The sequence below is a fragment of the Pseudoalteromonas amylolytica genome, from assembly GCF_001854605.1.
GTDB lineage: Bacteria > Pseudomonadota > Gammaproteobacteria > Enterobacterales > Alteromonadaceae > Pseudoalteromonas > Pseudoalteromonas amylolytica.
Window position 1 is genome coordinate 108,401 of record NZ_MKJU01000028.1, and the last position, 25,980, is coordinate 134,380.

The 25,980-nt window shown below is 45.6% G+C and carries 25 protein-coding genes; 8 read left to right on the forward strand and 17 right to left on the reverse strand.

Annotated elements, in window-relative coordinates; genetic code table 11:
- The first annotated feature begins 10 nt into the window (after nucleotides 1-10).
- On the forward strand, nucleotides 11-961 hold the full coding sequence (locus BET10_RS14110) for a carbohydrate kinase family protein (RefSeq protein WP_240503703.1): 951 nt from the start codon (nucleotides 11-13) through the stop codon (nucleotides 959-961).
- 51 nt (nucleotides 962-1,012) lie between these two features.
- On the opposite strand, the gene BET10_RS14115 is transcribed toward BET10_RS14110, so the two are convergent.
- Entirely contained in the window at nucleotides 1,013-3,439 is a 2,427-nt protein-coding gene (locus BET10_RS14115; protein WP_070986242.1) for a zinc-dependent metalloprotease, read from the reverse strand.
- A 158-nt stretch (nucleotides 3,440-3,597) separates the two neighbouring features.
- Between BET10_RS14115 and BET10_RS14120 the strand changes: the two genes are divergently transcribed.
- Nucleotides 3,598-4,566, forward strand: coding sequence for a class 1 fructose-bisphosphatase (locus BET10_RS14120; RefSeq protein WP_070986243.1), 969 nt, complete (start codon nucleotides 3,598-3,600; stop codon nucleotides 4,564-4,566).
- A 30-nt stretch (nucleotides 4,567-4,596) separates the two neighbouring features.
- Here BET10_RS14120 and BET10_RS14125 read toward each other — a convergent pair whose 3' ends face one another.
- Both BET10_RS14125 and BET10_RS14130 read right to left on the reverse strand, forming a co-directional pair.
- Nucleotides 4,597-5,076: a GNAT family N-acetyltransferase gene (locus tag BET10_RS14125; protein WP_070986244.1), complete on the reverse strand. Its 480-nt coding sequence runs from the start codon at nucleotides 5,074-5,076 to the stop codon at nucleotides 4,597-4,599.
- A 15-nt stretch (nucleotides 5,077-5,091) separates the two neighbouring features.
- Nucleotides 5,092-5,421: a hypothetical protein gene (locus BET10_RS14130; protein ID WP_070986245.1), complete on the reverse strand. Its 330-nt coding sequence runs from the start codon at nucleotides 5,419-5,421 to the stop codon at nucleotides 5,092-5,094.
- A 29-nt stretch (nucleotides 5,422-5,450) separates the two neighbouring features.
- On the opposite strand from BET10_RS14130, the gene BET10_RS14135 reads away from it, so the two are divergent.
- A complete protein-coding gene (locus tag BET10_RS14135) occupies nucleotides 5,451-5,780 on the forward strand; it encodes a C1orf53 family protein (RefSeq protein WP_070986246.1) in 330 nt (109 codons plus the stop codon).
- Here BET10_RS14135 and BET10_RS14140 read toward each other — a convergent pair.
- The gene (locus BET10_RS14140; protein ID WP_070986247.1) at nucleotides 5,777-6,604 is read right to left on the reverse strand and encodes a sulfurtransferase; all 828 of its coding nucleotides are present in this window, start codon (nucleotides 6,602-6,604) and stop codon (nucleotides 5,777-5,779) included. The two genes, BET10_RS14135 and BET10_RS14140, sit on opposite strands and share 4 nt — an antisense overlap.
- 95 nt (nucleotides 6,605-6,699) lie before the next feature.
- Here BET10_RS14140 and BET10_RS14145 point away from each other — a divergent pair, with 95 nt between their 5' ends.
- Nucleotides 6,700-7,719 carry a glycosyltransferase family 9 protein gene (locus BET10_RS14145; protein WP_070986490.1) on the forward strand — a complete coding sequence of 340 codons (1,020 nt, stop codon included), beginning with the start codon at nucleotides 6,700-6,702 and terminating at the stop codon, nucleotides 7,717-7,719.
- Here the strand turns inward: BET10_RS14145 and BET10_RS14150 are convergent.
- The 5 genes from BET10_RS14150 to BET10_RS14170 form a co-directional block, all read right to left on the reverse strand.
- The gene (locus tag BET10_RS14150) at nucleotides 7,709-8,143 is read right to left on the reverse strand and encodes a group I truncated hemoglobin (RefSeq protein WP_070986248.1); all 435 of its coding nucleotides are present in this window, start codon (nucleotides 8,141-8,143) and stop codon (nucleotides 7,709-7,711) included. The two genes, BET10_RS14145 and BET10_RS14150, sit on opposite strands and share 11 nt — an antisense overlap.
- Nucleotides 8,144-8,965, reverse strand: coding sequence for a DUF3034 family protein (locus BET10_RS14155; RefSeq protein ID WP_070986249.1), 822 nt, complete (start codon nucleotides 8,963-8,965; stop codon nucleotides 8,144-8,146).
- Complete coding sequence (locus tag BET10_RS14160; RefSeq protein ID WP_070986250.1) at nucleotides 8,952-11,267, reverse strand: EAL domain-containing protein; 2,316 nt, start codon at nucleotides 11,265-11,267, stop codon at nucleotides 8,952-8,954. Before BET10_RS14160 ends, BET10_RS14155 begins: the two co-directional genes overlap by 14 nt.
- Entirely contained in the window at nucleotides 11,257-11,910 is a 654-nt protein-coding gene (locus tag BET10_RS14165) for a methylamine utilization protein (RefSeq protein ID WP_070986251.1), read from the reverse strand. The genes BET10_RS14160 and BET10_RS14165 overlap by 11 nt, the downstream gene beginning before the upstream one ends.
- Before the next feature lie 140 nt (nucleotides 11,911-12,050).
- A complete protein-coding gene (locus BET10_RS14170; RefSeq protein WP_070986252.1) occupies nucleotides 12,051-13,157 on the reverse strand; it encodes a phosphoribosylaminoimidazolesuccinocarboxamide synthase in 1,107 nt (368 codons plus the stop codon).
- A 198-nt stretch (nucleotides 13,158-13,355) separates the two neighbouring features.
- On the opposite strand from BET10_RS14170, the gene BET10_RS14175 reads away from it, so the two are divergent.
- The 3 genes from BET10_RS14175 to BET10_RS14185 are packed head-to-tail and all read left to right on the forward strand — an operon-like array spanning nucleotide 13,356 to nucleotide 15,856.
- Entirely contained in the window at nucleotides 13,356-14,042 is a 687-nt protein-coding gene (locus BET10_RS14175) for an ABC transporter ATP-binding protein (protein ID WP_070986253.1), read from the forward strand.
- Nucleotides 14,039-15,364: an ABC transporter permease gene (locus BET10_RS14180; protein WP_070986254.1), complete on the forward strand. Its 1,326-nt coding sequence runs from the start codon at nucleotides 14,039-14,041 to the stop codon at nucleotides 15,362-15,364. The genes BET10_RS14175 and BET10_RS14180 overlap by 4 nt, the downstream gene beginning before the upstream one ends.
- Before the next feature lie 6 nt (nucleotides 15,365-15,370).
- Entirely contained in the window at nucleotides 15,371-15,856 is a 486-nt protein-coding gene (locus BET10_RS14185; RefSeq protein ID WP_070986255.1) for a DUF3299 domain-containing protein, read from the forward strand.
- Nucleotides 15,857-16,096: 240 nt separating this feature from the next.
- Here the strand turns inward: BET10_RS14185 and BET10_RS14190 are convergent, their stop codons facing one another.
- The 3 genes from BET10_RS14190 to BET10_RS14200 all read right to left on the reverse strand — a co-directional run bounded on the left by BET10_RS14190 (nucleotide 16,097) and on the right by BET10_RS14200 (nucleotide 21,106).
- The gene (locus BET10_RS14190; protein ID WP_070986256.1) at nucleotides 16,097-18,688 is read right to left on the reverse strand and encodes a M14 family zinc carboxypeptidase; all 2,592 of its coding nucleotides are present in this window, start codon (nucleotides 18,686-18,688) and stop codon (nucleotides 16,097-16,099) included.
- A 98-nt stretch (nucleotides 18,689-18,786) separates the two neighbouring features.
- Nucleotides 18,787-20,166, reverse strand: coding sequence for a hypothetical protein (locus BET10_RS14195; RefSeq protein WP_070986257.1), 1,380 nt, complete (start codon nucleotides 20,164-20,166; stop codon nucleotides 18,787-18,789).
- A 4-nt stretch (nucleotides 20,167-20,170) separates the two neighbouring features.
- Nucleotides 20,171-21,106, reverse strand: coding sequence for an ATP-grasp domain-containing protein (locus BET10_RS14200; RefSeq protein ID WP_070986258.1), 936 nt, complete (start codon nucleotides 21,104-21,106; stop codon nucleotides 20,171-20,173).
- 175 nt (nucleotides 21,107-21,281) lie between these two features.
- Here BET10_RS14200 and BET10_RS14205 point away from each other — a divergent pair, with 175 nt between their 5' ends.
- The gene (locus BET10_RS14205; protein WP_070986259.1) at nucleotides 21,282-22,424 is read left to right on the forward strand and encodes a M20 family metallopeptidase; all 1,143 of its coding nucleotides are present in this window, start codon (nucleotides 21,282-21,284) and stop codon (nucleotides 22,422-22,424) included.
- Nucleotides 22,425-22,429: 5 nt separating this feature from the next.
- On the opposite strand, the gene mutM is transcribed toward BET10_RS14205, so the two are convergent.
- The 5 genes from mutM to BET10_RS22080 all read right to left on the reverse strand — a co-directional run bounded on the left by mutM (nucleotide 22,430) and on the right by BET10_RS22080 (nucleotide 25,641).
- The gene (gene mutM, locus BET10_RS14210) at nucleotides 22,430-23,239 is read right to left on the reverse strand and encodes a bifunctional DNA-formamidopyrimidine glycosylase/DNA-(apurinic or apyrimidinic site) lyase (RefSeq protein ID WP_070986260.1); all 810 of its coding nucleotides are present in this window, start codon (nucleotides 23,237-23,239) and stop codon (nucleotides 22,430-22,432) included.
- Between the two features lie 25 nt (nucleotides 23,240-23,264).
- The gene (locus BET10_RS14215) at nucleotides 23,265-23,744 is read right to left on the reverse strand and encodes a hypothetical protein (protein WP_070986261.1); all 480 of its coding nucleotides are present in this window, start codon (nucleotides 23,742-23,744) and stop codon (nucleotides 23,265-23,267) included.
- Nucleotides 23,745-24,138: 394 nt separating this feature from the next.
- The gene (locus BET10_RS14220) at nucleotides 24,139-24,849 is read right to left on the reverse strand and encodes an alpha/beta fold hydrolase (protein WP_070986262.1); all 711 of its coding nucleotides are present in this window, start codon (nucleotides 24,847-24,849) and stop codon (nucleotides 24,139-24,141) included.
- A complete protein-coding gene (locus BET10_RS14225; RefSeq protein ID WP_070986263.1) occupies nucleotides 24,846-25,469 on the reverse strand; it encodes a PhzF family phenazine biosynthesis protein in 624 nt (207 codons plus the stop codon). Before BET10_RS14225 ends, BET10_RS14220 begins: the two co-directional genes overlap by 4 nt.
- Nucleotides 25,462-25,641, reverse strand: coding sequence for a PhzF family phenazine biosynthesis protein (locus BET10_RS22080; RefSeq protein WP_170829163.1), 180 nt, complete (start codon nucleotides 25,639-25,641; stop codon nucleotides 25,462-25,464). Before BET10_RS22080 ends, BET10_RS14225 begins: the two co-directional genes overlap by 8 nt.
- Nucleotides 25,642-25,980 lie beyond the last annotated feature (339 nt).

Below are 25,980 nucleotides of genomic sequence, written 5' to 3' on the forward strand. Positions count from 1 at the left end.
CGAGATGAATATGTCCCAATGTACTGCGATAAAGTTAACCTGCTTTGGCGAAGCACTAATAGACTTGCTCCCGGGTCAGCACGGGGCGTTTCTACCCATTGTAGGGGGAGCCCCTGCCAACGCTGCTGTCGGTTTTGCTAAACTTGGCGGTACGGCCGAGTTTTTAGGCGGCTTGGCAACCGATGGGTTTGCGCAACAGATCCGCAGTACATTGGATTCATATGGTGTGTCCACAATGCACTGTCCAACGATAGCTCAAACGAATACTGCGCTTGCTGTCGTCACCCTTGACGAGAATAACGAGCGTCAATTTAGCTTTTATCGCAATCAAACAGCTGATCTGATGGTTAACGCAGCTGACTTTGCGCCGTTTCAATGGCCTGAGGCTGGCGTATTTCATTTTTGCTCCAACACACTGACCACCAGCGACATTCGCCAAACTCATATGGCTTTGCTTGAACAAGCCTTTAGGCATCATCAGCTTATTAGCTTTGATGTGAATCTTCGCTTGGCTCTGTGGCCCGATGTATCCCAGCTCAGCGCCAATATTGAGGCGTGTTTTAAGTACAGCGACATACTAAAGTTTAGCCTTGAAGAGCTAGAGTGCCTATGCCAAACGGCGAATACGACCACACAACAATATTGCCACTGGCTGTTTGCATTGGGCGTTAAACTGATACTTATCTCTAACGGCCAACACCCTGTACAGTTGCTCACCAAAAAACAGCAGATTGAAATTGCCACGCCCACGGTTCAAGTAACGGATACCACAGGGGCTGGAGACAGCCTGATCAGTGGCTTTTTGTTTTATTTAGCAAAGCTAAATGTTCACAAAACAAATCTTGTGGATGACATTGATAAGCTAGAGCAAGCGGCTAAATTTGCCGTTAAATGTGGCGCGCATACCTGTACACAGCTTGGCGTCATGCAGGCTTTGCCGACACTTGAGCATGTCAGTTGATATTTCAAAGTACATTAAAAAAGCTGGCAACCTGCCAGCTTTTTATCCGTCTTAAATCGGTGAGCCCGGAGGCATCTTCAATGCTTTAAAACCTTCTGGCCATTTACCACTTGCTAAAAAGACATTGACCTGCCTTGCCAGCTCATGACGATAGGCGGTTTCTTCACTGACATTGCTAAACAACGATTGTTGGTCAAACTGCTTAGCAACACGCATCAGCTGGAACCTAAGCTGTGCCTGCACCTCTGGCTCCACTTTGTCTGAGCTTGCCAATTGCGCCATACGTGCAGCCGTTAAGTACTGAACACGCTGTGTTAGCTTTTGTGCCATACCGCTACTGGCGCTTGCATCAAACACCTTGCGATACAATGCATTCATTACCTGCTCCACACCTAAATGCTTAACATCTCTTGCTTTGTGCTGCGCCAAACGGTTTAGTCGCTCAGCATTGAGCAACAAATTCAAGCTGTGATTGGCAGCAACTTCGGGCAAAGCCATGGCATCAAGCGTGAGCCCCGTTCTACCATACACGCTTTCACGGGTTTTGCTCTCGCCATATGCTTTGGGTGGGATCAGCGCCAAAACACTTTCAGGAATGCGCAGCTGTTGTGCGTCGAGGGTTTTCAAAATTGCCTGTAGGGCTTGCTTTTGCATGGCCTTATCAACAACTTTTGCGCCTTTAACAGCATTGGCTGTACGAACTTCATAGTCATAGTCAACGCCACCAATTAATTTAACAGCAGACTCAACTTGATAGCGATGGAATAAAAATAACGGCACAAGCTTTTCTTCCAACTGAGATAACGCCACGCCAGTTTTAATATTGTTGATACCAAAAGTGTTCAGTGCCTTTTGGCGAACATCTAGCACACGCAATAGCTCCACCGCTGGATCCGTCCCATTGTCCCATAAGTGTGCTGTTGGATGAGCACCACCTTGTGCGCGTGCATCGCTGTCTGAGATAAACTCTAAACCCAGCTCACGATTTTGCGCCAAAATATCAGCCAAGCCCTGCGCTTCATCGCCATGGCTAAAATCACTGTAACCATATTTAACAACTTGGGTATCCCATGCCCCCATTCCTTTGGCGTAGCCTTGAGTTATATCTAGTTTGCCATTTGCGTCGAATGAAACCAAAGGGTGTGGATAGTCCATCACAGAAGCTCTGTCTTTGGTTGAGGCAGAGAAGTTGTGTGCAATCCCTAAAGTATGACCAATTTCGTGAGCGCTCAGCTGACGAATACGATCCAATGCCATGTCATGCAGACGACTGACCACCTCATCACCCTTAACAAACGGTGCAGCGAGCGCCTCTGCAATGAGAATGTCTTGGCGTACTCGTAAAGAGCCAAGCGTCACATGCCCTTTGATAATTTCACCTGTACGTGGGTCAATCACCGATGCACCATATGACCAACCTCGAGTCGCTCGATGTACCCACTGGATCACGTTGTAGCGCACATCCATAGGGTCGGCATTCTCTGGCAATATTTTGATCTGAAAAGCATTTTTGTAACCTGCTGCGGCAAAGGCATCGTCCCACCATTGACCACCTTCTAATAGGGCAGTTTTAACGGGTTCTGGTACACCGGGGTCAAGGTAGTAAATAATCGGCTCAATCGGCTCGCTCAGTGTAGCACTGGGGTCTTTCTTCGCTAAGCGGTGGCGTGGAATGTAACGCACCAACATAGACTCTCCCAGTGGTGCCGAATAGTCTTTATGTTCAATACTCCAATAACCTGATTGCGGGTGGAACTTACGCACCTGATAGTTATCATCTGGCAGTTTGACTAACGAGTGATGCTGATGAACCGTAATAGCATATGGGTCAGCCACCGCTTGACGCACATATTCGCCCGGCTTATTGCCCGTAAAGGTCAACACAGCTTCCAATTCGGTGTTATCAACAAACGCTTTACTGCGCTCCATAAACACCGCGCTGCGGCTTTTATCTAGGTTAAAGCTGCCCTGCTCGCGTTGTGCAAGTGTGCGACTCACGGCATGAACGTCTGATAAAAGATAAGGGGTGTAATCAATCAATACACTATCGCTATCTTCTGCAACGACACTAAAGCCCTGTAAAATACTCGATGCGAAGGCTTCATTTACGCTTTGTTGCTCAGCAGGGTTTGAAGAGCTGGCACGATAGTAACTGTTTAAGGCGCGCAGCATCACTTTGTCACCAAAACGTTCAAACTGTACCAAATAAGTGCCGCCAAGCTGTCCTCTATCTAAACCGATATCGTTAGAGCCAACACCGTAAGGTAGGCTATGCTGTAGTAGAAATGGTTGCTTGAGCTTGTCCACATCCAGATAAATTTTGCCGCTGGAAGTGTCAGCATAAAAGGAATAATACCCCGGAAAACGATTTAACTTGTCAGTAAACTCGTCAATAGACTTAATTGCTGCGACAGCTTGAGTTATCATAGCGCCTAGCAAAGTACAGAATATGACGGATAGCTTGGCTATTTTTCGCATGATCTTACCTTGTTATTAGTGGTTTTAATGGCTGATTCAAATCCAGTATATAAAATTGTATACAAAGTTCAGCCATTTTAAGACGAAATTAATTGCGGCCTGAGTTCTCCTCTCACACTTTACAGACTCAAGCCACAACGTTATCAGGATCAAAAACTATGCGTAGACTCCCTCCAGTGCTTATCGAAGATGGTTGCTCAAGAGAGTTACTTTCTCTTATCCGTACAATTTTAGCGGCCTGTAAAGAGATCTCTTTCCGTGTTGGTCAAGGTGCCCTTTCTGGCGTACTCGGCTCAACGTTGGATGAAAATATTCAGGGCGAAACTCAGAAAAAACTTGATGTACTCTCAAATCAACTTTTAAAAGATATTCTACTTGAGTCTGGCTACGTTAAAGCCATTGCCTCGGAAGAGGAAGACTTCACCGTTGCGGGCAACCCAGATGCCGAATACATCGTAGCATTCGACCCATTAGATGGCTCATCAAACACAGATATAAACTCGCTGGTTGGTACAATTTTCTCAATCATGCGTGCACCGAAGGGCTCTGATGCGGCTGATCCTGCTATTTTCATGCAGCCGGGCCACCAACAAGTCGCGGCGGGCTATGTGTTGTATGGCCCATGTACCACATTGGCTCTGACCATAGGCAAAGGCACGCGCATCTTCACGCTAGATAAAACTCACGGCAGCTTTATGCTTACGCAAGAGTTTGCAAAAATTCCTGAGGATACCAAAGAGTTTGCCATCAACGCGTCAAACCAGCGTCACTGGCAGCCAGCTATGCAAAATTACATTAGTGATTTGTTAGCAGGTGAAACAGGCCCGCGTGGTAAAAACTTCAACATGCGTTGGATTGCAGCCATGGTTGGCGATGTACACCGCGTACTATGTCGTGGCGGCCTATTTACGTACCCAGCTGACACCAAAGACCCAAACAAGCCATTTAAGCTACGCCTACTGTATGAAGCCAACCCGATGGCGATGTTGGTTGAGCAAGCAGGCGGCATGGCACACACGGGTGATGAACGTATTTTGGATATCGACCCGCAAGAAATCCACCAGCGCGTGAGTGTGATCTTAGGCTCGAAAAACGAAGTTGAAACCTGTTTGGGGTATCATAAGTAAAACGTAAATTCGCGTGATAAAAAGCGAGCATTAGCTCGCTTTTTTCATTTCTTGCCATTGTTTAAGTGGTATTTCGCGTGCAACCAGTGCTGGGTTGCTAAATCCCCACTGGGTTTTTAGCCACGTCAGCATGTTTGTTTCCAATACTGGCTCCAGCGCCAGCCATGCATTGTCCAGCCAATAATGTAACTCACAGTCGTAGCCGTCTACCTCACTTGGGTCTATGTAAACTGAGCCAATACACTCTTTTTCTTCGCTATCGAATACACAAAAGCCATAGGCGATGTTGTCATTAAACTCACGTAAATGATGTTCCATCGCAGCGATGTTATTCGCTAAAGTCATATCGGGTTTAGGCCAATCTGCTTGCCCTGCAAACAAGGCTCTAAGGCGCTGTTGATTACGCATCACCAAGTGGTAATCTGGCTCTGAAAATTTAGGGTGCATAACGTGTAATGTGAAATGCTCATCGTGGTAGCTATGATGAATCGCTTTAGCGCTCAGCGACATAAGTGTTAGTCCTTTTTATTTATATAAGTTGAGTAATTGCGTTACTTTCTCATGGCTCATTGTACCCATTTGTTCGGGGTTTGCCAGCGCATACAGCAGCCCTTCAACCTGTGAATGATCGATATCGCCGCGTATTTCTAGCAAGTTTGCCCACATTTCCAACGCCTCAATCTCTACCTCACCATTTTGTACCTGAGCCAGTGCGAAGCACGCATCTTCAGTGGTGACGCGATACACTACCTGTTGTTGCGAGTAGTGTATCAATCGCCCATATACTTGCTGATAACCCTCAGCCAGGCGGGCAATCGTTGCTAAATCTCGGTAGTGAGGTGTGTTATGATCCATATCGTTATTGTTCATACTGGTATTTAAGAATGTCTTGTTCAAATTGTGGTAAAGCGCTGACATGCAGTGCTGATCAAGGTTGTTGGTGTATGGCTTTGCCCAACATATTGCCCATATCACAAACCCAAGGATGCCTGTGTAGGACGTGTCTAATCGAAAAACTCAAGGCACACATCGAATCTATCAGTACATACCCCATTGACGAACAGCTTGCGCTTGCAAGACCATTTAAACATTCGGCTGCAATTGAAGGTCTTGACTATAGCATCGAAGATGGCCTGCTGGTGATGAGTCGCTGGGCACACTTAAAACGCGGTAATTGTTGTGGCAACGGCTGTCGCCACTGTCCATACAGCTAATTGCCCGTAGCTACGGGCAAGTCACTCGGTAGCCCCCACTCGCTCCACGACCCATCATACACACTCAACTTTTGATAGCCACATTCATCCGCCGCCATGGCCAAAATACATGCCGTCACGCCCGACCCGCAGCTAAATTGTAAAGCTTGGTCAGTAATACCACGCTCAGCGAATAAAACCTGAAGTTGTTCGACGCTTTTCAGCAACCCGTTTTGGTCCAAAAGCTCAGTGTATGGTAAGTTTTTACTGCTTGGGATATGACCACTGCGCATATTTTGACGAGGCTCAGGGTCTTCACCGCTAAAGCGTTTGGTACCGCGAGCGTCGAGCAGACACACACTGTCATCATTTATTGCTGCTAATACCTGTTGGCTATCAATAAAGTAGCCACTTTGTGGTTTAGCCACAAAGTCGCCAACCAGATCATTGATGGCATAACTGCTAGTGGTGGGAAAACCCAAAGCTTGCCAACGCGGTAGGCCACCATCAAGTACATACACATGTGTAAAGCCCATGCTTTTGAACATCCACCATGCGCGAGCTGCACTAAATAAACCTAAATCGTCGTACACCACCACGGTGTCGTTTTGATTAATGCCTAGCTGTCGCATGTTTGCCTGAAATTGCGCACCGTCACACATGGTGTTAGGTAATGGCGCATCGCTTTGAGTAAGCGTACCACTAATATCGAAACGCTTTGCGCCTTGAATGATGGCCGCTGGCGAATATGGCGAGGCAACCCCTGGTTTCACAATCCCCGCATCCAGTACCTGCACTTGCTCAAGGTGCTCTGCCAACCACTCACAGCTTTTCAAGTTTTTCATTTTAAATCCTTTATTGACTTATAACGGGTGAAATTACAGCCCTGCTCACGTTATACTAAGCGCTTGTGAGAGTGCAATACAGCAGCAGTATTATTTTGAAACAACTACAAACAAATCAGGTTTCAGGGGCAATTTTGGTTGTCTTGCCCAAATTTATTGGCGACGCCATCAATACGCTACCGGCTGTGGCCATGTTACGTGAACTATACCCAAACAATGAGATTCACTTATTAGCCCGCCCCTACATGTGTGATATTTTTGCTCGCGATAGCCACTATCGACTTAATATCATTCGTGACACCCGTTATGACAAAGATAATAAAGATTCGCTATTTGCACTTGCCAAATCTTTGAAAAAATACAAGTTTAACATGGCAGTCTTGCTAAGAGGCTCGCTCAGCGAAGCTATATTGTGCAAACTGACTGGGATCAAATTTGTTTTGGGCTATAAGCAAAATGGCCGCGCTGCGCTACTCAGTCACGGTTTAAAGCTCAATCAAAATCACCATTATATTCATCGCTACTGTCATCTTATAAATGACTGTCACAATAAGCCTTTTGCACATTATAGCTTGCCTCAATTAAGCTATGAACATACTGATAAAGTAGTCAGCGATGGCGTAAAAACACCTATTGCCGTGTATTTTGGCGGAAAAAACAAAGGTGCTCGCCACTATCCGCTTGCGCTTGCGCAGCAGGCACTTATAGCGCTGTCTAAGCAGGTTGATGCGCACTTCTATTTAGTTGGCGATCCATCGGAAACCACTGACAACCAACAGCTTTATGAAACCCTGCAGGCACAAAATATCACTGCTACAGATCTCACAGGCAAAACCAGCTTAGTGGAGTTGGTTGACTGTATCGCAGCGTGTGAGTTAATGATTAGTATAGACTCTGGACCTATGCATATGGCGGCTGCGGTAGATACGCCGTGTGTGGCAGTAGTTGGATTCGGCACTTCCCCTTGGTCAGTTGTGGCACCTAAAAACCAATCGTTTATCGCTCTTACCAGTCAAAGTTGCAGTTTATCAGAAGAAAAGATCATCGAAGAAGTTCGCCCCAGCGCAATCGCTGAGGCCAGCGCTCGGTTATTGAAAGAGTGTGCTAAATCTTGATGATCTCCGAGCGCATCGGCGCTAACTTAGCAAGAATTTGATTTTGCACGGGGTGGGCAATGCCAACCTCGTCCATTGCTGCTATCAATAAATCAACCACATGATTAAAGTCATGCTCATTGATGTTCATACCGGTATGAATTTGTACCATCGAGTCCCCATCATACTGGCATGGCCCGTCCAACACATCGCATAAATGGCTGACAAACCCGGTCCGAAAGTGGCTGACATTCGTTTGTTTAAAATAGTGAAAAACCACGTCATCCTGACCAATTTGATTGATAAAAGCATCCACCAAACGCTCCAATCCAGCTTGCTCACCCACTCTTTGATACAATGACTGCGGTGCGCTTTGACAGGCAGACAAACTTATCATCACCAGTAATGCTACAACCAACTTTTGTGTGTATGTAAAACACTTCATTTAAAAATATCCTGTTATCGACACATACCAACCCGTTTGTTTGTCTACACCGGCAATGGAACCTAAATCTAACCACGCGGCAGTAACGCTCACGGATTTGTTTGGCAACCAAGCGATAAACACATCTCGCCAATGACTCTCACCTAAGCCTAGGTTATTTGCTTTCTCTCTAAACTCGACACCCATAGCGAACTCTCGGGATAGAAAAACAGCCGTACTGGCTTCAAGCAACCACTGCTTGCCTGCATGGTTCCCACCAAATCCCAATAATCCGACTTGATTGGCATCGCTATATCGTCCAGTAACATTCCAAAACCAGTTATAACCGTTGAGTGCGCCCAAATGCAGTTTACTCATTGCCACATACACATCGTTACCACTGGTATGCTCAGCGCCGACTAAGGTCGCCACAGTGCCATCTTGCAAGGACTTATGTTGAATGCCAACACTTAACTGCGGCCAATCGCTATAAACAATATCGCCATAAAGGCGAACTTTTATGGCACTGATGTCTTGCTCAATATTGGTATTGAGTGCTGGCACAGCAAAGTCTTGCTCGGCGTAGCTTAGCTCAATGCGGTCGAAGAGGTTAGCTTGTACACCACATACATCCAGTCTGTAGTTTTTCACATCCCCTCGGCTACAAAACGCACTCAGCGCCCACTCATCTTCACTGGCATAACCCGCAAGCTGAGCCCAAGGTACAATACCACCGCCTGCACTCCCCTCAATCTGGGAAACACCTGGTGTGGCTAGTAATTTACCATCCGCCAAGGCGCTCTGAGACAACACCAACAGCAATAATGCGCTAAACCACTTCATGGTAACTCCCTAACCAGTTGATAAACTCTTTAGCTGGCAACGGACGACTTAAATGATAACCTTGTGCATAATCACAGCGCATTTGTTTAAGTAACGTGAGTGATTCGCTATTTTCAACCCCTTCAGAGACCACCGAAAAACCCAATTGATGACCAAGGGAAATCGTCGATTGCACAATACACTGATCTTGGTGAGATTCATTGAGTTTTAAAATAAACACTTTATCGAGCTTAAGTTCATCAATTGGTAGCATCTTTAACCTACCCAAAGAAGTTTGACCCACCCCATAATCATCTAAAGAAATCATAACGCCTAGCGCTTTCAATGCCTTAAGCGCAGCAATACCGCGCTCTTCATTTTCGATCATATCGCGTTCGGTCAACTCTATAGTGATCAGTTTTGCAGGCACGCCATGTGTGGCAAGCATATCTTCAAGGTGAGGTAAAAAAGCACTGTCTGCAATATCTTGTGCAGAAACATTAATAGCGGCTTTCATGGTCAACCCTTCGCGCAACCATACACCCACTTGTGCTACCACTGTGCGCACCACCCATTGGGTCAACTCAACAATCAACCCCGACTGTTCCGCTAAATCAATAAACAACTCGGGAGATACCCAATCGCCATTACTACGCTGCCAACGGATCAATGCCTCAACTTTATCCACTTGGCCACTATTGATATTTAACTTAGGTTGGTACGCCATAAATAACTGGCCGTCATCTAACTGTAGCGCCTGCTTTAGCTCGTCGATGATCTCTAAGCGCTCCAAATGCGCTTCATCTTCACCGTTTTGATAGAAGTACACTTCGTGCCCATCCTGTGCAGCAGTATCAACGGCTATCAGTGCGCGTCTGATCATATCTTCTGGTGTTTGCGCCTGCTCTGGGTAACACACCACCCCAATGCTAAAATGCAAACTTATCTCCAGCTTTTGAATCACATATTGCTTGTTCAATGATGCTTGCAATTGTGCGATGCTTTGCTCCATCGTCATCTCTGGATTCACAGCGATAACACTGAGAAATTCGTCCCCGCCAACACGTGCATTAAAACCATTGATGTCCTGAGAGGTTTCTTTTATACGCTGTGCGACCGCCTGAATACAACTATCGCCCACTCTTGGTCCCAGCTTGTCATTGATATGTCGTAGCCCTTTGATATCCAGTGCAACCAAATAATAGCTTTGCTCTTCATTGAGCTGACGAGATATTAAATCTAGGGCAGCAGTACGGTTATAAAACCCCGTTAAGTTGTCATGTCTGGCCTGAAAGCGGATTTTCTTCTCACGCGTCTGAATATCTTCACCCATTTCCTGAAACGCATCTACCAGTTCACACACCTCTTGACTTGGACGAGACTCAGCAATGCTTGCTTTATAGTTGCCTTTGGCGAATTGTTTGGCCATCACCGTGAGCTGTTGAATAGGGGTGGTCAGGTTATTAGCTAGTATGCCGCTGGTAATAAAACCGAGGATTATGGTGCCAAAAGATAAAGAAATAACCGTGAGCACCAAAGTGTCAAACTCTTTGTAATGCTCACTCAAGTCTGCACTGAGCACCACACTTATTGGATTATCCTCAAGCCCGGGCAGTTGCACTTCGGTGCTCAAATACACTGGGTCCTCGCTAAACCAGCGGTTGACGATTTGGCTGTCAATATATTCCAACAGACTCAAATGTTCAGGGTGATCCGCGATAGTCGTCGCTTTTAACCCCGTGTGATGTGCGATGAAACTAATTTCCATCCCAGTCAATTCTTTTAGCTCAGCTGCGGTTGCTGCGTCTATCACAAACCCCACCATGCTATAGGCAATGGTGCGTGGTGCTTTAACGGGCAGCACTATCACTTGATAGAGTTTGTCGCCGATGACCATGAAAATAGAGCTATTACCTTGAGCAAGCACTTGTTGCATTGACTTAGAAGTCTCAGACGATAGTTTAATATCATTTTGGTTTGCCGATATCAGCTCCCCACGCGTGTCAAACAGCAACATTAAGTCGGCGTCTATACGTTGACTGTGGTTAAACAGCACACTGCTGATAGTGTCAGCGTCTCGTGTTGCCACCGCTTGCTTAAAGCCAAAATCCGCTGTTAATACTGTCGCCGCAGTCACCAATAAGCGTTCTTTTGCTTTTAAGTATTGCTGATAAACATTCTGGCCGACTTCTATATCTTGCTGTACCTGACTTTCATTGAAGTGGCTGGTAGACCACCAAAAGCTCACTAAGCTGGTCACCGTTGTTAGCAGCACCAGTCCGACACAAAGCATAATAATGCGATGTTTTAAACTATTGCCCATGATGTTCCTTAAATCTTTCACCAAAGGTATTACGTGGTGCGGGAGTAATTAGTTCAATTTCAGCCTGAACACGAGAGTGTGTTGTTGGCCATGTCATCTTGGCTCGCTCAGTAATACTGTTGGCCTGCTCAGGGTGCCAAAGTAGGTATTCACTAACACTATCTGGCAGCTCAATTGTACCTTGTGCGTCTGACACGAAGGCTGCATCTGAGTGCGCCACATAAATATAACCCACCATTGAATCATGAATGTTACAACCGAGCACGACCACACCAGGCTGTTCAAAGGTGATAGGTGCTTTGGGCGTACCCGCATACAGTTTTAGTTCGAAAGGTTTGGCAGGCGAAAATGAGTACACATGATGACGAATATCATCACTGTTTGGAAATGATACCTGCTGACCTTGCACCACAGTCAAAAGTGTCGGCGAAAACTGCTTGTTCACCTGATCCATAATGGCTATTTGGTGTGGTGGAGGGTTATTTGTCGTTACGTCCAATAGCTCCACCACCGCATTCTCTACGGGCGAGCCATGTTGGTCAACCACAACCAATGTTTTTGCTGATACTGCAACACTCAAGCTCCCCAAAAGAGCGATACCGAGTGCCATAACCAAACAGCCTTTGAACACAAAGAATGGCATACCTTGCCTTATGATTTTTTACACACTACCCCTAAGTAAAATTGACTGGGAGTAGAATTGCAAGGCATTTGACAAAGCATTTACGAGATAACTGCCAATAAACAGTGCAATCACCGTTTATTGGCTAAGTCTATGGCAGATTAGTGATTTTCAATCAAGCCGTATTGTGCATCTAGAATAGTGATGACCTCAGAACGAGGATCCGTTGGAATAACTAGTTCCTGTCCAACGATTTTGCTGGCAATACCCACATAGGTGTCTGATACGGCCATCATCACATCAACGGGCAGTTGGTAGTTCTTAGCCAGCTCTTCGCGCTCACCCATACGATCTTTGTTAAGCAGCACGTCGCTGTCAGGTACATTGTTGATTAATAACTGACGGAAACCCTCTTTAGAGTTTTCGATGATTTTACCATCGCGATAGGCCGGGCCATCCCAAATACGTGATGAATCAGGCGTGCCCACTTCATCAATATAGATAAGCTTTTCTTGACCGTCAGTATCTTCTACATAGCCAAACTCAAATTTGGTATCAACAAAGATTTGATCCAATTTGGCCAGCTCATCGCTGATCAAAGCAAAGCCTTGCGCCAACAACTGCTCATATTTGGCGACATCATCCTCTGACTTAAAGTTAAATGCGCTAAGATTGTCGGTGATGTTTTTACGACTGATGTTAACATCGTCTACCGCTGGTACGTCATCAAGGCCTGTGATAATGCCTTTTGTTGACGGCGTGATCAAAAGCTCTGGTAACTTTTGGTTCGCTTGTAATCCCTCTGGTAACTCAATACCACAGAAATTACGAATGCCTTTGGCATAATCTCGCCACATGCTGCCTGTGATGTATTGACGAGCAATCGCTTCAACTCTCACCGTACTTGCTTTGCGCACGATCCACACGTAAGGATGTGGAATATCAACAATATGATTACCAGCTAGGCCCGCATCATCAAATAGCTTAAACCAGTGAGCTGCAACACTGTTCAGTGCAATGCCTTTACCCGGTACGCCATTTAAGCCATTTTCACCTTGCCAAATACAATCAAAAGCCGAAATCCTGTCTGAAATCACCATGATAGCCAGCTCTGTACCTGCTGGTACATCATAACCTTTCTCTGCGATTAGGCGTGCGCTGTCTTCATCGGTGAGCCAGTAAACTGAACGAACTTTACCGCTGTGAACTGCACCTTTGGTGCGAATTGGTAGATCGTCATTGACGTCTAAAACTTTGTAGCTACTCATTATTACTCCAAGGGCCGGATGCACCTTGCAAGGGTGCAAAAAATGAGGGGGTTAGAAGGCGTTATAATAATCGTTCAGCGGCAAAATCACAATCACAACCCCGTTTGCCGCAGAAAGATTAGAATTTAACGATGCAAGGTTTTGCCTAACCCCAATCTGATATACCATCGCTAACATCATAGCGGTGAAGGTTTACTGATGATTGAAATTAGCGATTTAATCTACACATGGCAGAACCATGAGCGCCCCACATTGCAGATCAAACAGTTGCAAATCGGCGATGGTGAGAAAGTGTTTTTGCATGGTCCAAGTGGTAGCGGCAAGTCAACTCTACTTGGTTTACTGGCTGGTATCACCCCCATACAGCAGGGTTCTATAAAGGTGCTGGAGCAATCTCTGGAAAAGCTTTCAAGCGCTAAGCGAGATCGCTTTCGTGCAGACCACATAGGCACTATTTTTCAAAACTTTAACTTATTACCTTATTTGAGCCCGCTGGAAAATGTCACATTAGGATGTGAATTTTCTCCAAAGCGCAGACAAAAAGCCTGTGCTGAAAGAAATAATGTAACCGCACAAGCGCACCACTTACTTAACGCCTTAGGCCTCGATGGCAGCTTGCTGTCGCGCAGTGTGTCTGCGCTCAGCATTGGCCAGCAACAACGAGTCGCTGCGGCGCGCGCTTTCATCGGTCAACCTGAAGTCATCATCGCCGATGAACCCACTTCAGCACTGGATGCCGACACCAGAGAAGCGTTTATTACCACCTTGTTTGAACAAGCCAAAAAGTACCAAGCCACCGTTATTTTTGTAAGTCATGACAAGAGCTTATCTCACCTTTTTGACCGTAAGATAAGCTTGCCCAGCATTAATGAGGCCAACCTATGACCTTGCTAAAACTCGCCCTAAAAAGCTGCTGGAACCGCCGAACCAGCGTACTTTTAACGTTTTTCACCATTGCCATCAGTGTCATGCTGTTGTTGAGTATTGAGCGTGTACGAATGGGCGCGAAAAGCAGCTTTAGTAATACCATTTCTGGCACCGACTTGATTGTGGGTGCCCGCACCGGCGATATTCAATTATTACTCTCTAGCGTATTTCGCATCGGTCACAACAACAACGCCGTTAGTTGGCAAAGCTATCAGGACATTAAGCACCGCAAAGGCGTGGCTTGGACCATTCCCATCAGTTTAGGTGACAGTCACAAAGGCTATGCCGTTTTAGGGACCGATAGCAGCTACTTTGATCATTACCGCTACGGCAAAAAACAAGCACTGCAATTTCAAGCCGGGCGCGCCTTCCACAATGGCAAAGAGGTGGTGCTAGGCAGTGAGGTTGCCGACAAGCTGGGCTACCATCTAGGCCAAAACATCGTGATATCACACGGGATGGGCAACACCAGCTTTCATCATCATGATGATAACCCCATGACTATCGTGGGCATCTTGGCTCCCACTGGCACACCGGTAGATAAAACACTGCATATTCCTTTGATTGCGGTTGATATGATCCACGCCAGTGCTAGCGCGCCGCGCGCGATTACTCGCAAACAAGTCACAGGCAATGATCCCCACGAACACGACCCACACGATGACCATCATCACAATCACGCGCATGGCTCACTCGATAGTGAACCGTCAGACTTAGTGGGTAATCCAAAACAAATCACCGCTTTTTTAATGGGTTTTGACTCACCTCTTTATACCTTACAAGTACGTCGCAATATCAATCAATATAAGGGCGAACCCTTACTTGCAATTATGCCTACCGTGACCTTGAAAGAGCTCTGGGAAATGTTAGACATCGTTGAAAAACTCCTCCTGTTGTTTTCCATCGTGGTGGTCATCATCAGCTTACTGGGTATGCTCACCACCCTATTGGCAACCTTAAGCCAGCGACGTCGAGAATTGGCTATTTTACGTTCAGTGGGGGCCAGACCCTGGCACATTTTCAGCTTACTCAGTTTTGAAGCGACCATCATCACGCTATTAGGTTGTGTATCCGGTACAGTGTTATTTTACACGGGCCTATTTGTCATCATGCCAGTATTACAAAGCCAATTTGGTGTTAACCTGAGTATGGCTCCATTATCACCCTATGAACTCACCTTGTTAGGCGGTATCATGCTCAGTGGTACCCTAATGGGCCTGATCCCTGCCGCACGAGCCTACTACTATTCGTTGGCCGACGGTATGAGTATTAAAATTTAAGAGAGTATGTATATGCGATTTATTTCCCTGTTACTAGTAAGCATGCTAAGCATTGGCGCACATGCCACGCCACCCAAAGAGATTTTCTGGGAAGACTTAATCCCAAAGGGCCATGTTCAGGTAAGTAATCAGGATGCGGCCAGCCACGAAGGGACAGATCAAAATTGGGTGCAGCCAAACTTGGATGCGCCAGTTGTGAAAAGCTTAGATGGTCAGTCGGTTAGTTTGCCAGGTTTTGTCGTGCCATTAGAGGGTGACAGTCAGATGATCAGTGAATTTCTACTGGTGCCATATTTTGGAGCTTGTGTCCATGTGCCACCACCGCCACCCAACCAAATCGTACACGTTAAAATTAAAGGGGGCGTGCCCATTGAAAGTTTATATGATGCCATCACTGTCACTGGTGTTATCAAAGTAGAGAGCTGGCAAGGGGAATTAGCACAAACTGGTTACACAATGCAGGCCGTTGGTGTCGCACCATTTGAGCTTTAATAGGCACTCTCCAAATAGTGCAGCTGTTTACAACAGAGCAGACCAGTGCAATATCGACACTCATAACCTAAAGTGGTTACAATGTGCACTAGGGCAAAGCCTTATAGTTTTAAATATACCAAGTATGTTTTACCTGTTACGACCAGCAAATTTGTGTATTATGTAATGGTAATGTAATACTAATCGAGTACATCCTCCATGTATCTCTAAGTAGGGCCGCTTGATGCGGCCTTACTTGTATTAGCTCTCAGCTCGCCCCGGATAATAAATAACTGTGGGCTGAGAATAGTTTGGCACATGATCATAACTAAACACCGCATAATACTTGGCAATATCAGCATTACCAAAGTTATCCAGTGTATATTGATCCTGCCCACCATAGAGTTTCACACCATCAAATGGTGAGCGTGGTGGGTGAAACCGATTGCGCACCACAAAACTACCTACTAAGTCAGAACTATCCGTGTTCAACCAAGTTAATTTTACCACCCCATTTTCCACTTGCGTTTGCAGGTGAGTCGGTGCAGGCAGGGCTTCTATCCGCCGTTCAATATATTCCACATGCAATTGTGCAGGCTGTTCATCCTGACAGTCTCGCCAGTTAACCAGCGCATTACGCGCTTGAGATTCAGCTGTTGCTCGAATAATAAAGTACAATGGTGTTTGTGCTTTATGTAAGCGAGCCAGCTCTTTTAGGCTGTAACTATCAAAGATAAAGTTGTGTGCCGTGCGCTCCTTGAGTTGCTCATTGCTCACTTCATATCCAATATATTCAATCTTCTGCCTTTGCTTTACATGTTTAAAGTCCACGTCTTTTAACTCAACCAGCTCCACCGTAAAACGAACATCTTTTGCCGATGACAGACTATTGGTGCTGTACAAAGTCAGGCAGGCGCTGGTAAACACAGTACGCTGGGGGTCAAAACATTCATTGAGCTCAAATGCCAGTTGTCCATAAACAATCTCTCCATCAGCGTCAAAGCCTGATGACAACTTATCTGCAACGACTTTATCTTGGTAAATGGTATTGCAACTGCTCGCACTGACTGTCGATGCTAGCTCGGGTAATTGGTAGATCAGCTCTAGATTTGGGCGATAGTGTAAACCACTACCAAATGTGCCATAACCGATATCAAACTGCATTACTTGTGAGTCATTGCCTATGGGTAGGGTTTGTGGCCCCTGAATACGCAATAACAAAGTTTTCTGACCAAGGAGCGACTCCAACAAGGTGCGCTCTACACCATTGAGCGCCCAACGCAGCCAAATCCCCTGGGTCATTTTGTCAGACTCAATGGTTTGCCCAAGCGTATGCAGTGGTTTGGCATCATGAATTTTTGCAAAGTCGTAGATATCGTCGATTAAACTGGCGTCCAGTATTGAGATTGACCATTCACCATACTTTTCAATTTTTGCCGCCACACGATTCATCGGATATAAGAACAATTGTGCAGTCTCGATATGTGAGCCATCAGGGATGGTGCTCAAGTCAAAAGCAACAACACCAATACTGACCCCCCTATTTTTATCTACGCCAATAAACATCGAGTTGTAACCAAAGTGCTCTTTATTTTTGCTCAAGTAGTTTTGTGACAGATAGCCGACATGCTCTCTTGCTGGAAACAACGTGCGCCCACACTGATTGTCTGCCAAAGTCGTTTTTAAACGCAGCTCAGGACTAAATGGTGATTTGATTTTGGTGACTTTATCTACCGCACGAATATTGTAAAAGTAGAAGTGACCGCTTTTGAGCTGCGCGTCCACAAACGACAGTGACTTGGTGATCGCAACCAAATTCTCCTCGGTACAAGGAGCCTTATTGTGCTCACTTCGATACACTTCAAAATAAATATCGTCTCGTTCTTGGTACTCCCACTCCAACTCCACATTGTCGTGCCCTACATGTTTAATGGTGAACTGGGTAACGCGCGACGGAGCCAACGGTGAGTAATTAATGGCTTCACTAAGCGCATACGCCACGGCTGGGATGTTTTCAGCCACACTTTGCGCCATGTTTTTCATATAATCAGGAATGTTACGCGTCCCAACCTCAACCACCGTTGCGATGATCCCTTTGCGATAGTAATACTCTCGACCACTTCCATGAATGAGTTGCGCTGGTGGCTTCCCACGATGGATGCCGTACTGACGCCCAGTTACTTTTTTGATCTCATTGTTCATATTGGCACACAGCACGTTGAGATCTGTGCCTTCAATTTCCACCTCATGATTAAACTTATGAGCAGGAAAGAACACATTGCCTTGTGAGTGATAGTCCAGTGCAATACGAATATTGTCATGATTTTCAACAAAGTCTCTAATGGCCGAAGTTTCTGGCTCTGAAAACGCGTGGGGTCCACCATAGGTATTCGACTGCGTGTTTTGGTTACGCATAAATTTGGCGTCAAAGTTTCTGTTCAGATCCACCCCGAAAGAGCCATCACCATTGTTCCGACGGTTTTTGCGCCAAAATGAAAAGTGATTTCGCGAATACTCAAATCCATCAGGATTTAAACACGGCACCATATACAGGGTATTACGCGTCAAAGCCGTTTGCAGCTTGGGGTTAAAGCGATAGTTATCAATCACATACTGAATAAATTTAATCGCCAGTTCATTGCCAATCCACTCTCTGGCGTGGATCGAGCCGGTATAAAGCAAAGCTGGCTTATCATCGGCATAAGTAACATCCAGTGACACAGTCACCAACATAATAGGTCGTCCTTCCCACGTTTCACCAATGCTTTGTAGGCGGATAAGGTGGGGATGTTCACTCATACTCTGCTGTAAAAAATCAATGGTATCTTGATACGATGCGTACTGGATTTTCATAATATTTCCATACAACTAACAACATTTCATTGCCTCAATAAGCACCATGCCACGCAGGTGACATGGCTGTGAAGCAACCTTTCAGGGCTAACACAAAGCTAATGGCATGACTTTGAAACTTGCTGCCAATGGGTCAGTATTTTTTCGAGCTTCTTATCTTTGAGATTTTTAACTGCACATAACTGCTCAGGCGCGCTGTTAAGCACCTCAACCACACCATGAGCGCCGAAGGTATTCATGATTTCATCAATCATTTTTTCTCCAATACCCTTGACTTGAGATAAGATTTCGCGAATTTGCGCATCATCAAATTGCATACTGGGATAACTGTTGAGCGCGGTGGTTTCGTCACCACTTGGCACGCTTTTGACGACTTTTGCGCTTACCACAATGCCCTGTAACTTAAAGTTATCTTGGAAATTCCATATCTCACTTGGCCACTCTTCCTGAGCTCGATACTTAGTGTCTAAAATTGGATAGTTTTCATCATCCATGCGTGAAAACAACTCGCCACAGTCTTCACTGGGTGTATAGCGAGAAAAGCCAATATGACGCATGGTACGCAGTAAACGTGAATCAATTTTCCCTAATTCTTCCCAGTTATAAAGCGGAATATTTGGCTTCATAAAGCGGCCATCACTGAGTAACCACATCAGGTATTGCCCTATCCAATCACGAATGTACGGAAACGCGGCGAATGCTGTGGCACACTCTAAGATACGTAGCTTGCCATCCTTACCAAGCGCAATATCACACGCCCAATATTCAGCATTGGCGGCCTTAGAAGCGCGAGTTGCCAGCTCTAACACATTCTTTGGTACATCCTGATAATCCATACTGCCGCCTTGACTGGTGTTAGTTAGCCATTCACCTTCAGGGGGGCGACGCCAAAATGCACACACGGGCTTATGGCCTACCAACATCACACGTATATCCGCTTCCATGGGGATAAAATCTTGAATATACACAGGATAATAGCGTTTCTCGTTAAGCAGCGCCTGAGCTTGTTCATAGCTATCGACTTTATGTACAAAGTAGCCGCCATAATTTGAGGGTCCGTAAGAGCGTTTTATAATCTTTGGATACTGTGAATTTTCAAGATATTTCTTCGCTTTTTCAGGAATATAGAAAATTTCTGTATGGGGAGCTGGTAGATTATATTTGCGACAAAAATGGGTGACATTTTCTTTAGATTTATTGGCAAACTGGCTATCTAACGAGGGTAAGAATCGCACGTTAGGCAATGCCCGAGCAATGTCTCGAAATGTTTCGTATGCAGTAGCAGGAATATTGCCAATCAAGACATCAATTTTTTTTTGCTTCACCTCGGCAATAAAACGCGCTTTGTCATTGCCCCAGTGATAAGTAACTTGCTCGATTTTATCAGGCCAACCTTTAAAGTTAGATTTATCGAAAAAGCGCAGCACATAATCTAGATAAAGTAGCCCTATTTTGGGTAAAGATTGTTTTTTTGTCATCGTCTTACGCCACCTTAACTGAATGAAGAGCGCGTTTTTGCACAACGGTTCGCTCTATCAACTCCACCATCGCATCCAGTTTATTCTGGTTAAAATTGATACCTAATTGCTCTTGTTCAGGCGTCGCAAAAGCGGGAATGGTGTTCACCTCTAACACCACATACCGCTCTTGCTCTCGATCGTAAATCAAGTCCACACCCGCAATCTCCAATCCCAATGCTTGAGTGGCTTTAATTGCTAGCTCGACCACTTCATCATTAGGCTCTCGAACGAACACTGAGCCGCCACTGGTTATATTGGTTTTCCAATCATCTTTTGGTGCTTTGCGTCCGTAACAACCGACACATTTGCCATCTACGATATCGATGCGGTAGTCGGTATTATCGTAATCAATAAAGCGCTCAACATAGAAGTAGCGCAAATCTGTACGACTTAGGAACGGTAACAGCATATCGAGGGCATGCTCGCCATCAATTTTGACAATGCCTACCCCACCCCAGCCATCGGTTGGTTTGTAAACTAACTTACCACCAAAATCACGAATGGCCGCTTTCAACCCCGCAATATCGTTTTTATGACACAAACGATAATCAGCCGTCGCAATGCCGTGCCCATTTAACAGATGAGAAGTACGAAACTTATCTTCAGCTAATGCGAAGGAAGCAAAGTTGTTAAGTGTCGGAATAGACTGGCTAAGCGCTTGATACAAATACAACTGATATTGTGTTTGTTGACCTGCGTTGTAACTTAAAAACGCATCTAGGTGCTCCATCACGATGCCATTGCAGAGTATTTGTCCGCCCTGTGCACGCGCGTCTCGCAGGTTTAATCCGGTGCTTGACTGAATGCCACGTTCAGCCAATGCGTGAACGAGCTTTTGTTCAATGGCTTTACCGCCACCATTTTCGTACATCCAAATGCCGACATGAGGTGCTGTCACTGTGTTCTCCTTGATCCTTTGATTGGGGGTGCGTTTTTCTACTCAGCCATTGTAAAAGGATCTGTGTGACACATTTTTGACCAAATCCAGTGGACAAAATTTGTTCATAAAAGCTTCACTGAAATGCAACTGAGCCCAGCCACGATGAGCGCCAATGCAACCAAGGAAAGCCGTGATGACAACATTAAATTTCGACGAACTGGCAAGTCTCATTACATGCAACTCACACAGCAAGAATAAAGCGGGCGTGGATCAACACGGTGAGCAAATGATCGAGCTGTTAGCGCCATTAGGGTTTTCCCTGACACGCTATCAGCGTGAAACCATCGGTGATCACTTACTGTTTCACACACCAAAGCAAGCTGGTAAAAAGATACTCCTACTAGGGCATTTAGATACGGTATTTCCAGAACACACTTTTACTGACTTCAGTCAAGATAAGCAGTGGGTATATGGGCCTGGGGTGTGCGATATGAAAGGTGGCAACTTTGTGGCATTAAACGCTCTGCGCACACTACGTTCACAATTTGGCCCCTTGCACAATATTGACTTTTTACTGGTCAGCGATGAAGAAATCGGCAGTGACGACAGTAAATATTTAACCGCTGAATTGGCAAAAAACTATGACGCTTGTTTGGTGTTTGAAGCTGCGGGAGAAAACCACGAAGTGGTCACAGGTCGCAAAGGCATCGCCACGTTTGAAATAGAAGTTACAGGCAAAGCCGCACATGCTGGAAACCATTACGGCGATGGAGTGGACGCTAACTTTGCTTTGGCAAACATGCTACTTGAAATGACCAGCCTGACTAACTTAAAGCGGGGTAGTACCGTCAATGTGGGTAAAATTCTAGGCGGCATTGGCGCTAACACGATTTCACCCCATGCCAGCATGGTTGTTGAGGCACGCTTTTCATCTATTGATGAACAGCAGCGCTTATTAGACGGGATCGAAAACATCTGCTTGGCCATCGAAGTGACGGGGGTAGACATCACCATCAAAGGGGGTCTGCAACGTGGTGTGATGGCGCCAAGCAACGCACAACAGGCATTACTTGATGAGATTAATACAATCCTCGGTACAGGACTACTTACCGAACAACGAGGCGGCGTGTCAGATGCCAACATCGTTTCTTCTGTAGGAGTGCCAACTCTAGATGGCTTTGGTCCATTTGGAGATGGTGATCACACCCGCCATGAAAGAGCGTTAAAGTCGAGCTTCGAACTGCGCATCGAACAAGTGACTAAAATCCTCGCTGCATGGTGTTTTGCGTACAGTAATGCGTCACAAAACGTCAATGACGAGGCGTTAGCACAATAAACGGACTACTTTTGGCACACAGTGCAGTACACCGTGCTGCGCTGCCCTAAGCGAATTTCTTGTAATGGCGTCTCGCACTGAACGCATGGCTGTCCCTTACGACCATAAACCAGTAACTGCTGTGCAAAATAACCTGGCTTTCCATCACTTTGCGCGAAATCTTTCAGTGTAGTACCACCTTGGGTAATCGCTGCGCTCAGCGTTTGTTTGATGATCGGCGCTAAGGTTTGATAGCGCTTCAACGAGACTTTACCCGCTTCTCGTTTGGGATGTATGCCCGCTTTGAATAATGATTCATTAGCATAAATGTTGCCCACACCCACCACCACATGGTTGTCCATAATAAACTGTTTCACTGGGACTTTTTTGTTTCGTGACCGCTCAAATAACCACTGGGCGCTAAACTCATCGGTCAATGGCTCAGGGCCCAACTTCGCAAACAATGTATGGCTGTGCTTAGGTTCCTGCCACAAACAGGCTCCAAAGCGACGCGCATCATTGAGTCGAAGTGCTTTACCATTTTCAAAATGTATTTCTACATGATCATGTTTTTTTAGCGCTTCATGCTGTGGCACGATGCGTAAATGCCCCGACATGCCCAAATGTAAAATGACACTGCCTACATCAGTGTCCAATAACAAATATTTAGCACGCCTGCGTACCGAGCGTATCACCAATCCCTCTATACTGTGCACTTCATCTGGTACGGGCCAGCGTAGGCTTGCATTGTGAATAAAAACCTTAGTGACAGTTTGCTGTTCAATATGGGGTTGAATACCTAATTTACTGACTTCAACTTCGGGTAGTTCTGGCATAATTTACTCGGTAAAAACATGTCTGTCATTGCTTATCAAGGGCTAACGGTGCAAACAGTAGATTTGCTTGCTCTGTAGATAACTGCAACCAATGTTGTTGCTGCTTATCGAACAAGTAATATTGACCATCCGCTTGATACAGCTGATAACTCAGTGGTAATTCCTGTGACGCGATCCAAATTTGGGCTACACTGAGCGCTTGATCCTGATTTAGAGACACCTGCGCCACATCCAATAGCGTAGTTTGCCACAGGGCAATCAATGCACGCAATTGCTCGGGCTGCGCCTGCCACAGTCCATCAATACGCCAAGAGGTACCAATTCGTTCAATTTTATAACCAGGAAATGCTAACGTAAGCACAAAACTCTGCTCAGGAAGCAATCGCTGAGGCCCCTTAGGCTCAGATTGAGGATTGAGTTTATGGTGAATACCATTGAGAAAAAATATCATCAACAGCATGGAAATGATCACCACATTATTCCACGCCTTAGTGCCTAACCTCATGTGCTCTCCGAATAGCCGTGCAGTCCTCCATGCTCTGTTTGTAAATACAGAACACAGTATTACTTTGCTGATAATAAAGCTTATTGCGCGACAAGGCTATGGCTACCGGGGTCAACGACCTCTTGCTGCACCAAATTTATCACTGCAGGTTCTGCCACTTGCTGTTTTCTGAATTTAACAATACTCACTACTAAGCATAAGAAACTACATGAAATAATTCCCAACATCACAAACCCAAACAGACAAAATACGAGGCCGCTGTTAATCCGCCAATTAAGGCCGAACTGCCGTAGGTTTTCGGTATGATCCAATTCACTAACACCAGCAGCATGCTCGTGCCTAAGCCACTGAAGAAGGTCGCCCCATACAGGTAAGCCAGATTTTTATTCATTATTTACCGACCTAAATAAAATTGATTGAGTATGCGGGCTAGCCGCTGCGGTTGTTCTAAAGGCACCATATGACCGCATTCATCCAACAGCTGTAATTGCGCATTGGGGAGTAGCTTGGCCATGTTTTGTAAGTCTTGAACAGCAACTTTTTGGTCCTGCTGTGCACCGATGATCAACACCCTGCATGGCAGTTTGCCAAGATCCGCGCTTAAATCTTCTCGTGATGAGGTTTGTTGAATTTGGTTTAGTAAGGTTGCACCACCTAGCGACTTGTCCATGTCTTTAATGAGGTCGATTAACTCATTGTCTTGCCATCGCTGTTGACTGATAAACTCTTTTACGCGAGCGCGTGACATGCCTCCATAAGCATGAGTGTGCAGAAAATCCAGCATACCTTTGCGCGCTTGTTTTTCACCATGGCTTAGCCTCCGCGCACTGCTGGCAATCAACACCAGCGAGCTGACCTTAGCCGGGTTTACTAACGCATATTGCAATGCCAGATATCCCCCCATAGAAAACCCCAATAAATGTTGGCTCTCACAGAGCGCATCATCAATTGCTGCCAACATGTGGGCCTGTGTTTGGCATTTTTCTATGGTAACGTGACACGGCTGTACACACTCATCCAAGTACGGTATTAACCGCTCCCACAAACGATGATTGCATTGTGTACCCGGCACCATAGCAAGCTTCACCTGTTTCGAATCACTCATTTTAGTTCCATATGAAATTGGTACAACTGCACCACCTGACCTGCCAAGCGCACCGAGTTTTCTGGCATCTTATGGGTGCTTAGCGTTACACGTACTGTACCCCGTCGGTCGAAACTAAAGCCTTGATAGGCATAAATTTCATCTGGTAAAGATTGTCCACCACTTTGGCATAAATGTATTAATACACGACTAAATGCGATCACAGAATTGCCGTTGACTGGGTCTTCATTGATCCCCATTTGAGGTGAAAACATACGGTCCTTCACGTGCGCCTTATGGCTAGGCAGCCATGAGAAAGCGAACAAGGCGGTAACATTATGCTGTTGCTGAACCTCGCGTAGCTTTTGCCAATCTGGTGATAATGCTAACAATCTTTCTTCATCAAGGTGCAACAGCAACCTTGTGGGCTGCTTGGCGGCAAAGGCATAGTAGTCACCTTGTTCATTGCTTTGCTGATAACAACGAATAAGTCCATTCGTTGTTTGTAGCTCAACCCAATCAGCCGTTTGATTTAAACCACACTTAAATGCCACCGATGCCGCAGCTAACGTGCCTTGTCCGCAACTATTTACCTCTTTTAATGGCGTAAAGTATCGCAATGAGGCCTGCTTATCAGACATATATAAACATGGTCTCGGGAGTATTAAACTCCCGAGCCAGTAATTGCATGGCCTGCGCGCTTAAAGGGCTTGGGCAAAGCACAACACTGGCTTGTTCCCCTTGATAAGGCTCAGTGCAAAATACATTACAGTGAAATACCTGCAAATTTGAATGGCTGTTTGAGAAGACCACAATATTCCTTTTGATGGCTAAAGTTTAATAATCGGCTTACCTAGCACGACTTGCTCTGCACCACGTACAATCACTTCTCTATTCGCGTGCAATTCTCCTGTGACCAAAATGTTAGCATTGCCAGTATCACTTTTCACCTACACGGGTACTTTACTGTACGTAGTCTATCTACTCGCTGTAGTTTTAGTAATGAACTCGACTCTATCCTCTGTGAAATACAAGATAACCGATTGGAATGATAATACTTTTATTTTTATAAAATATATGACGGTTATTATAACTCCTGAAGATTATCCTGTTATTCGGTGTTAAATTACTGATAGATACTCTCTCTCTTAA

Coding starts and splice junctions, on each gene's coding strand:
- BET10_RS14110 (WP_240503703.1), top strand. CDS start 11: ATGTCCCAATGTACTGCGATAAAGTTAACCTGCTTTGGCGAAGCACTA.
- BET10_RS14115 (WP_070986242.1), bottom strand. CDS start 3,439: ATGCGAAAAATAGCCAAGCTATCCGTCATATTCTGTACTTTGCTAGGC.
- BET10_RS14120 (WP_070986243.1), top strand. CDS start 3,598: ATGCGTAGACTCCCTCCAGTGCTTATCGAAGATGGTTGCTCAAGAGAG.
- BET10_RS14125 (WP_070986244.1), bottom strand. CDS start 5,076: ATGTCGCTGAGCGCTAAAGCGATTCATCATAGCTACCACGATGAGCAT.
- BET10_RS14130 (WP_070986245.1), bottom strand. CDS start 5,421: ATGGATCATAACACACCTCACTACCGAGATTTAGCAACGATTGCCCGC.
- BET10_RS14135 (WP_070986246.1), top strand. CDS start 5,451: ATGTCTTGTTCAAATTGTGGTAAAGCGCTGACATGCAGTGCTGATCAA.
- BET10_RS14140 (WP_070986247.1), bottom strand. CDS start 6,604: ATGAAAAACTTGAAAAGCTGTGAGTGGTTGGCAGAGCACCTTGAGCAA.
- BET10_RS14150 (WP_070986248.1), bottom strand. CDS start 8,143: ATGAAGTGTTTTACATACACACAAAAGTTGGTTGTAGCATTACTGGTG.
- BET10_RS14155 (WP_070986249.1), bottom strand. CDS start 8,965: ATGAAGTGGTTTAGCGCATTATTGCTGTTGGTGTTGTCTCAGAGCGCC.
- BET10_RS14160 (WP_070986250.1), bottom strand. CDS start 11,267: ATGGGCAATAGTTTAAAACATCGCATTATTATGCTTTGTGTCGGACTG.
- BET10_RS14165 (WP_070986251.1), bottom strand. CDS start 11,910: ATGCCATTCTTTGTGTTCAAAGGCTGTTTGGTTATGGCACTCGGTATC.
- BET10_RS14170 (WP_070986252.1), bottom strand. CDS start 13,157: ATGAGTAGCTACAAAGTTTTAGACGTCAATGACGATCTACCAATTCGC.
- BET10_RS14175 (WP_070986253.1), top strand. CDS start 13,356: ATGATTGAAATTAGCGATTTAATCTACACATGGCAGAACCATGAGCGC.
- BET10_RS14180 (WP_070986254.1), top strand. CDS start 14,039: ATGACCTTGCTAAAACTCGCCCTAAAAAGCTGCTGGAACCGCCGAACC.
- BET10_RS14185 (WP_070986255.1), top strand. CDS start 15,371: ATGTATATGCGATTTATTTCCCTGTTACTAGTAAGCATGCTAAGCATT.
- BET10_RS14190 (WP_070986256.1), bottom strand. CDS start 18,688: ATGAAAATCCAGTACGCATCGTATCAAGATACCATTGATTTTTTACAG.
- BET10_RS14195 (WP_070986257.1), bottom strand. CDS start 20,166: ATGACAAAAAAACAATCTTTACCCAAAATAGGGCTACTTTATCTAGAT.
- BET10_RS14205 (WP_070986259.1), top strand. CDS start 21,282: ATGACAACATTAAATTTCGACGAACTGGCAAGTCTCATTACATGCAAC.
- mutM (WP_070986260.1), bottom strand. CDS start 23,239: ATGCCAGAACTACCCGAAGTTGAAGTCAGTAAATTAGGTATTCAACCC.
- BET10_RS14215 (WP_070986261.1), bottom strand. CDS start 23,744: ATGAGGTTAGGCACTAAGGCGTGGAATAATGTGGTGATCATTTCCATG.
- BET10_RS14220 (WP_070986262.1), bottom strand. CDS start 24,849: ATGAGTGATTCGAAACAGGTGAAGCTTGCTATGGTGCCGGGTACACAA.
- BET10_RS14225 (WP_070986263.1), bottom strand. CDS start 25,469: ATGTCTGATAAGCAGGCCTCATTGCGATACTTTACGCCATTAAAAGAG.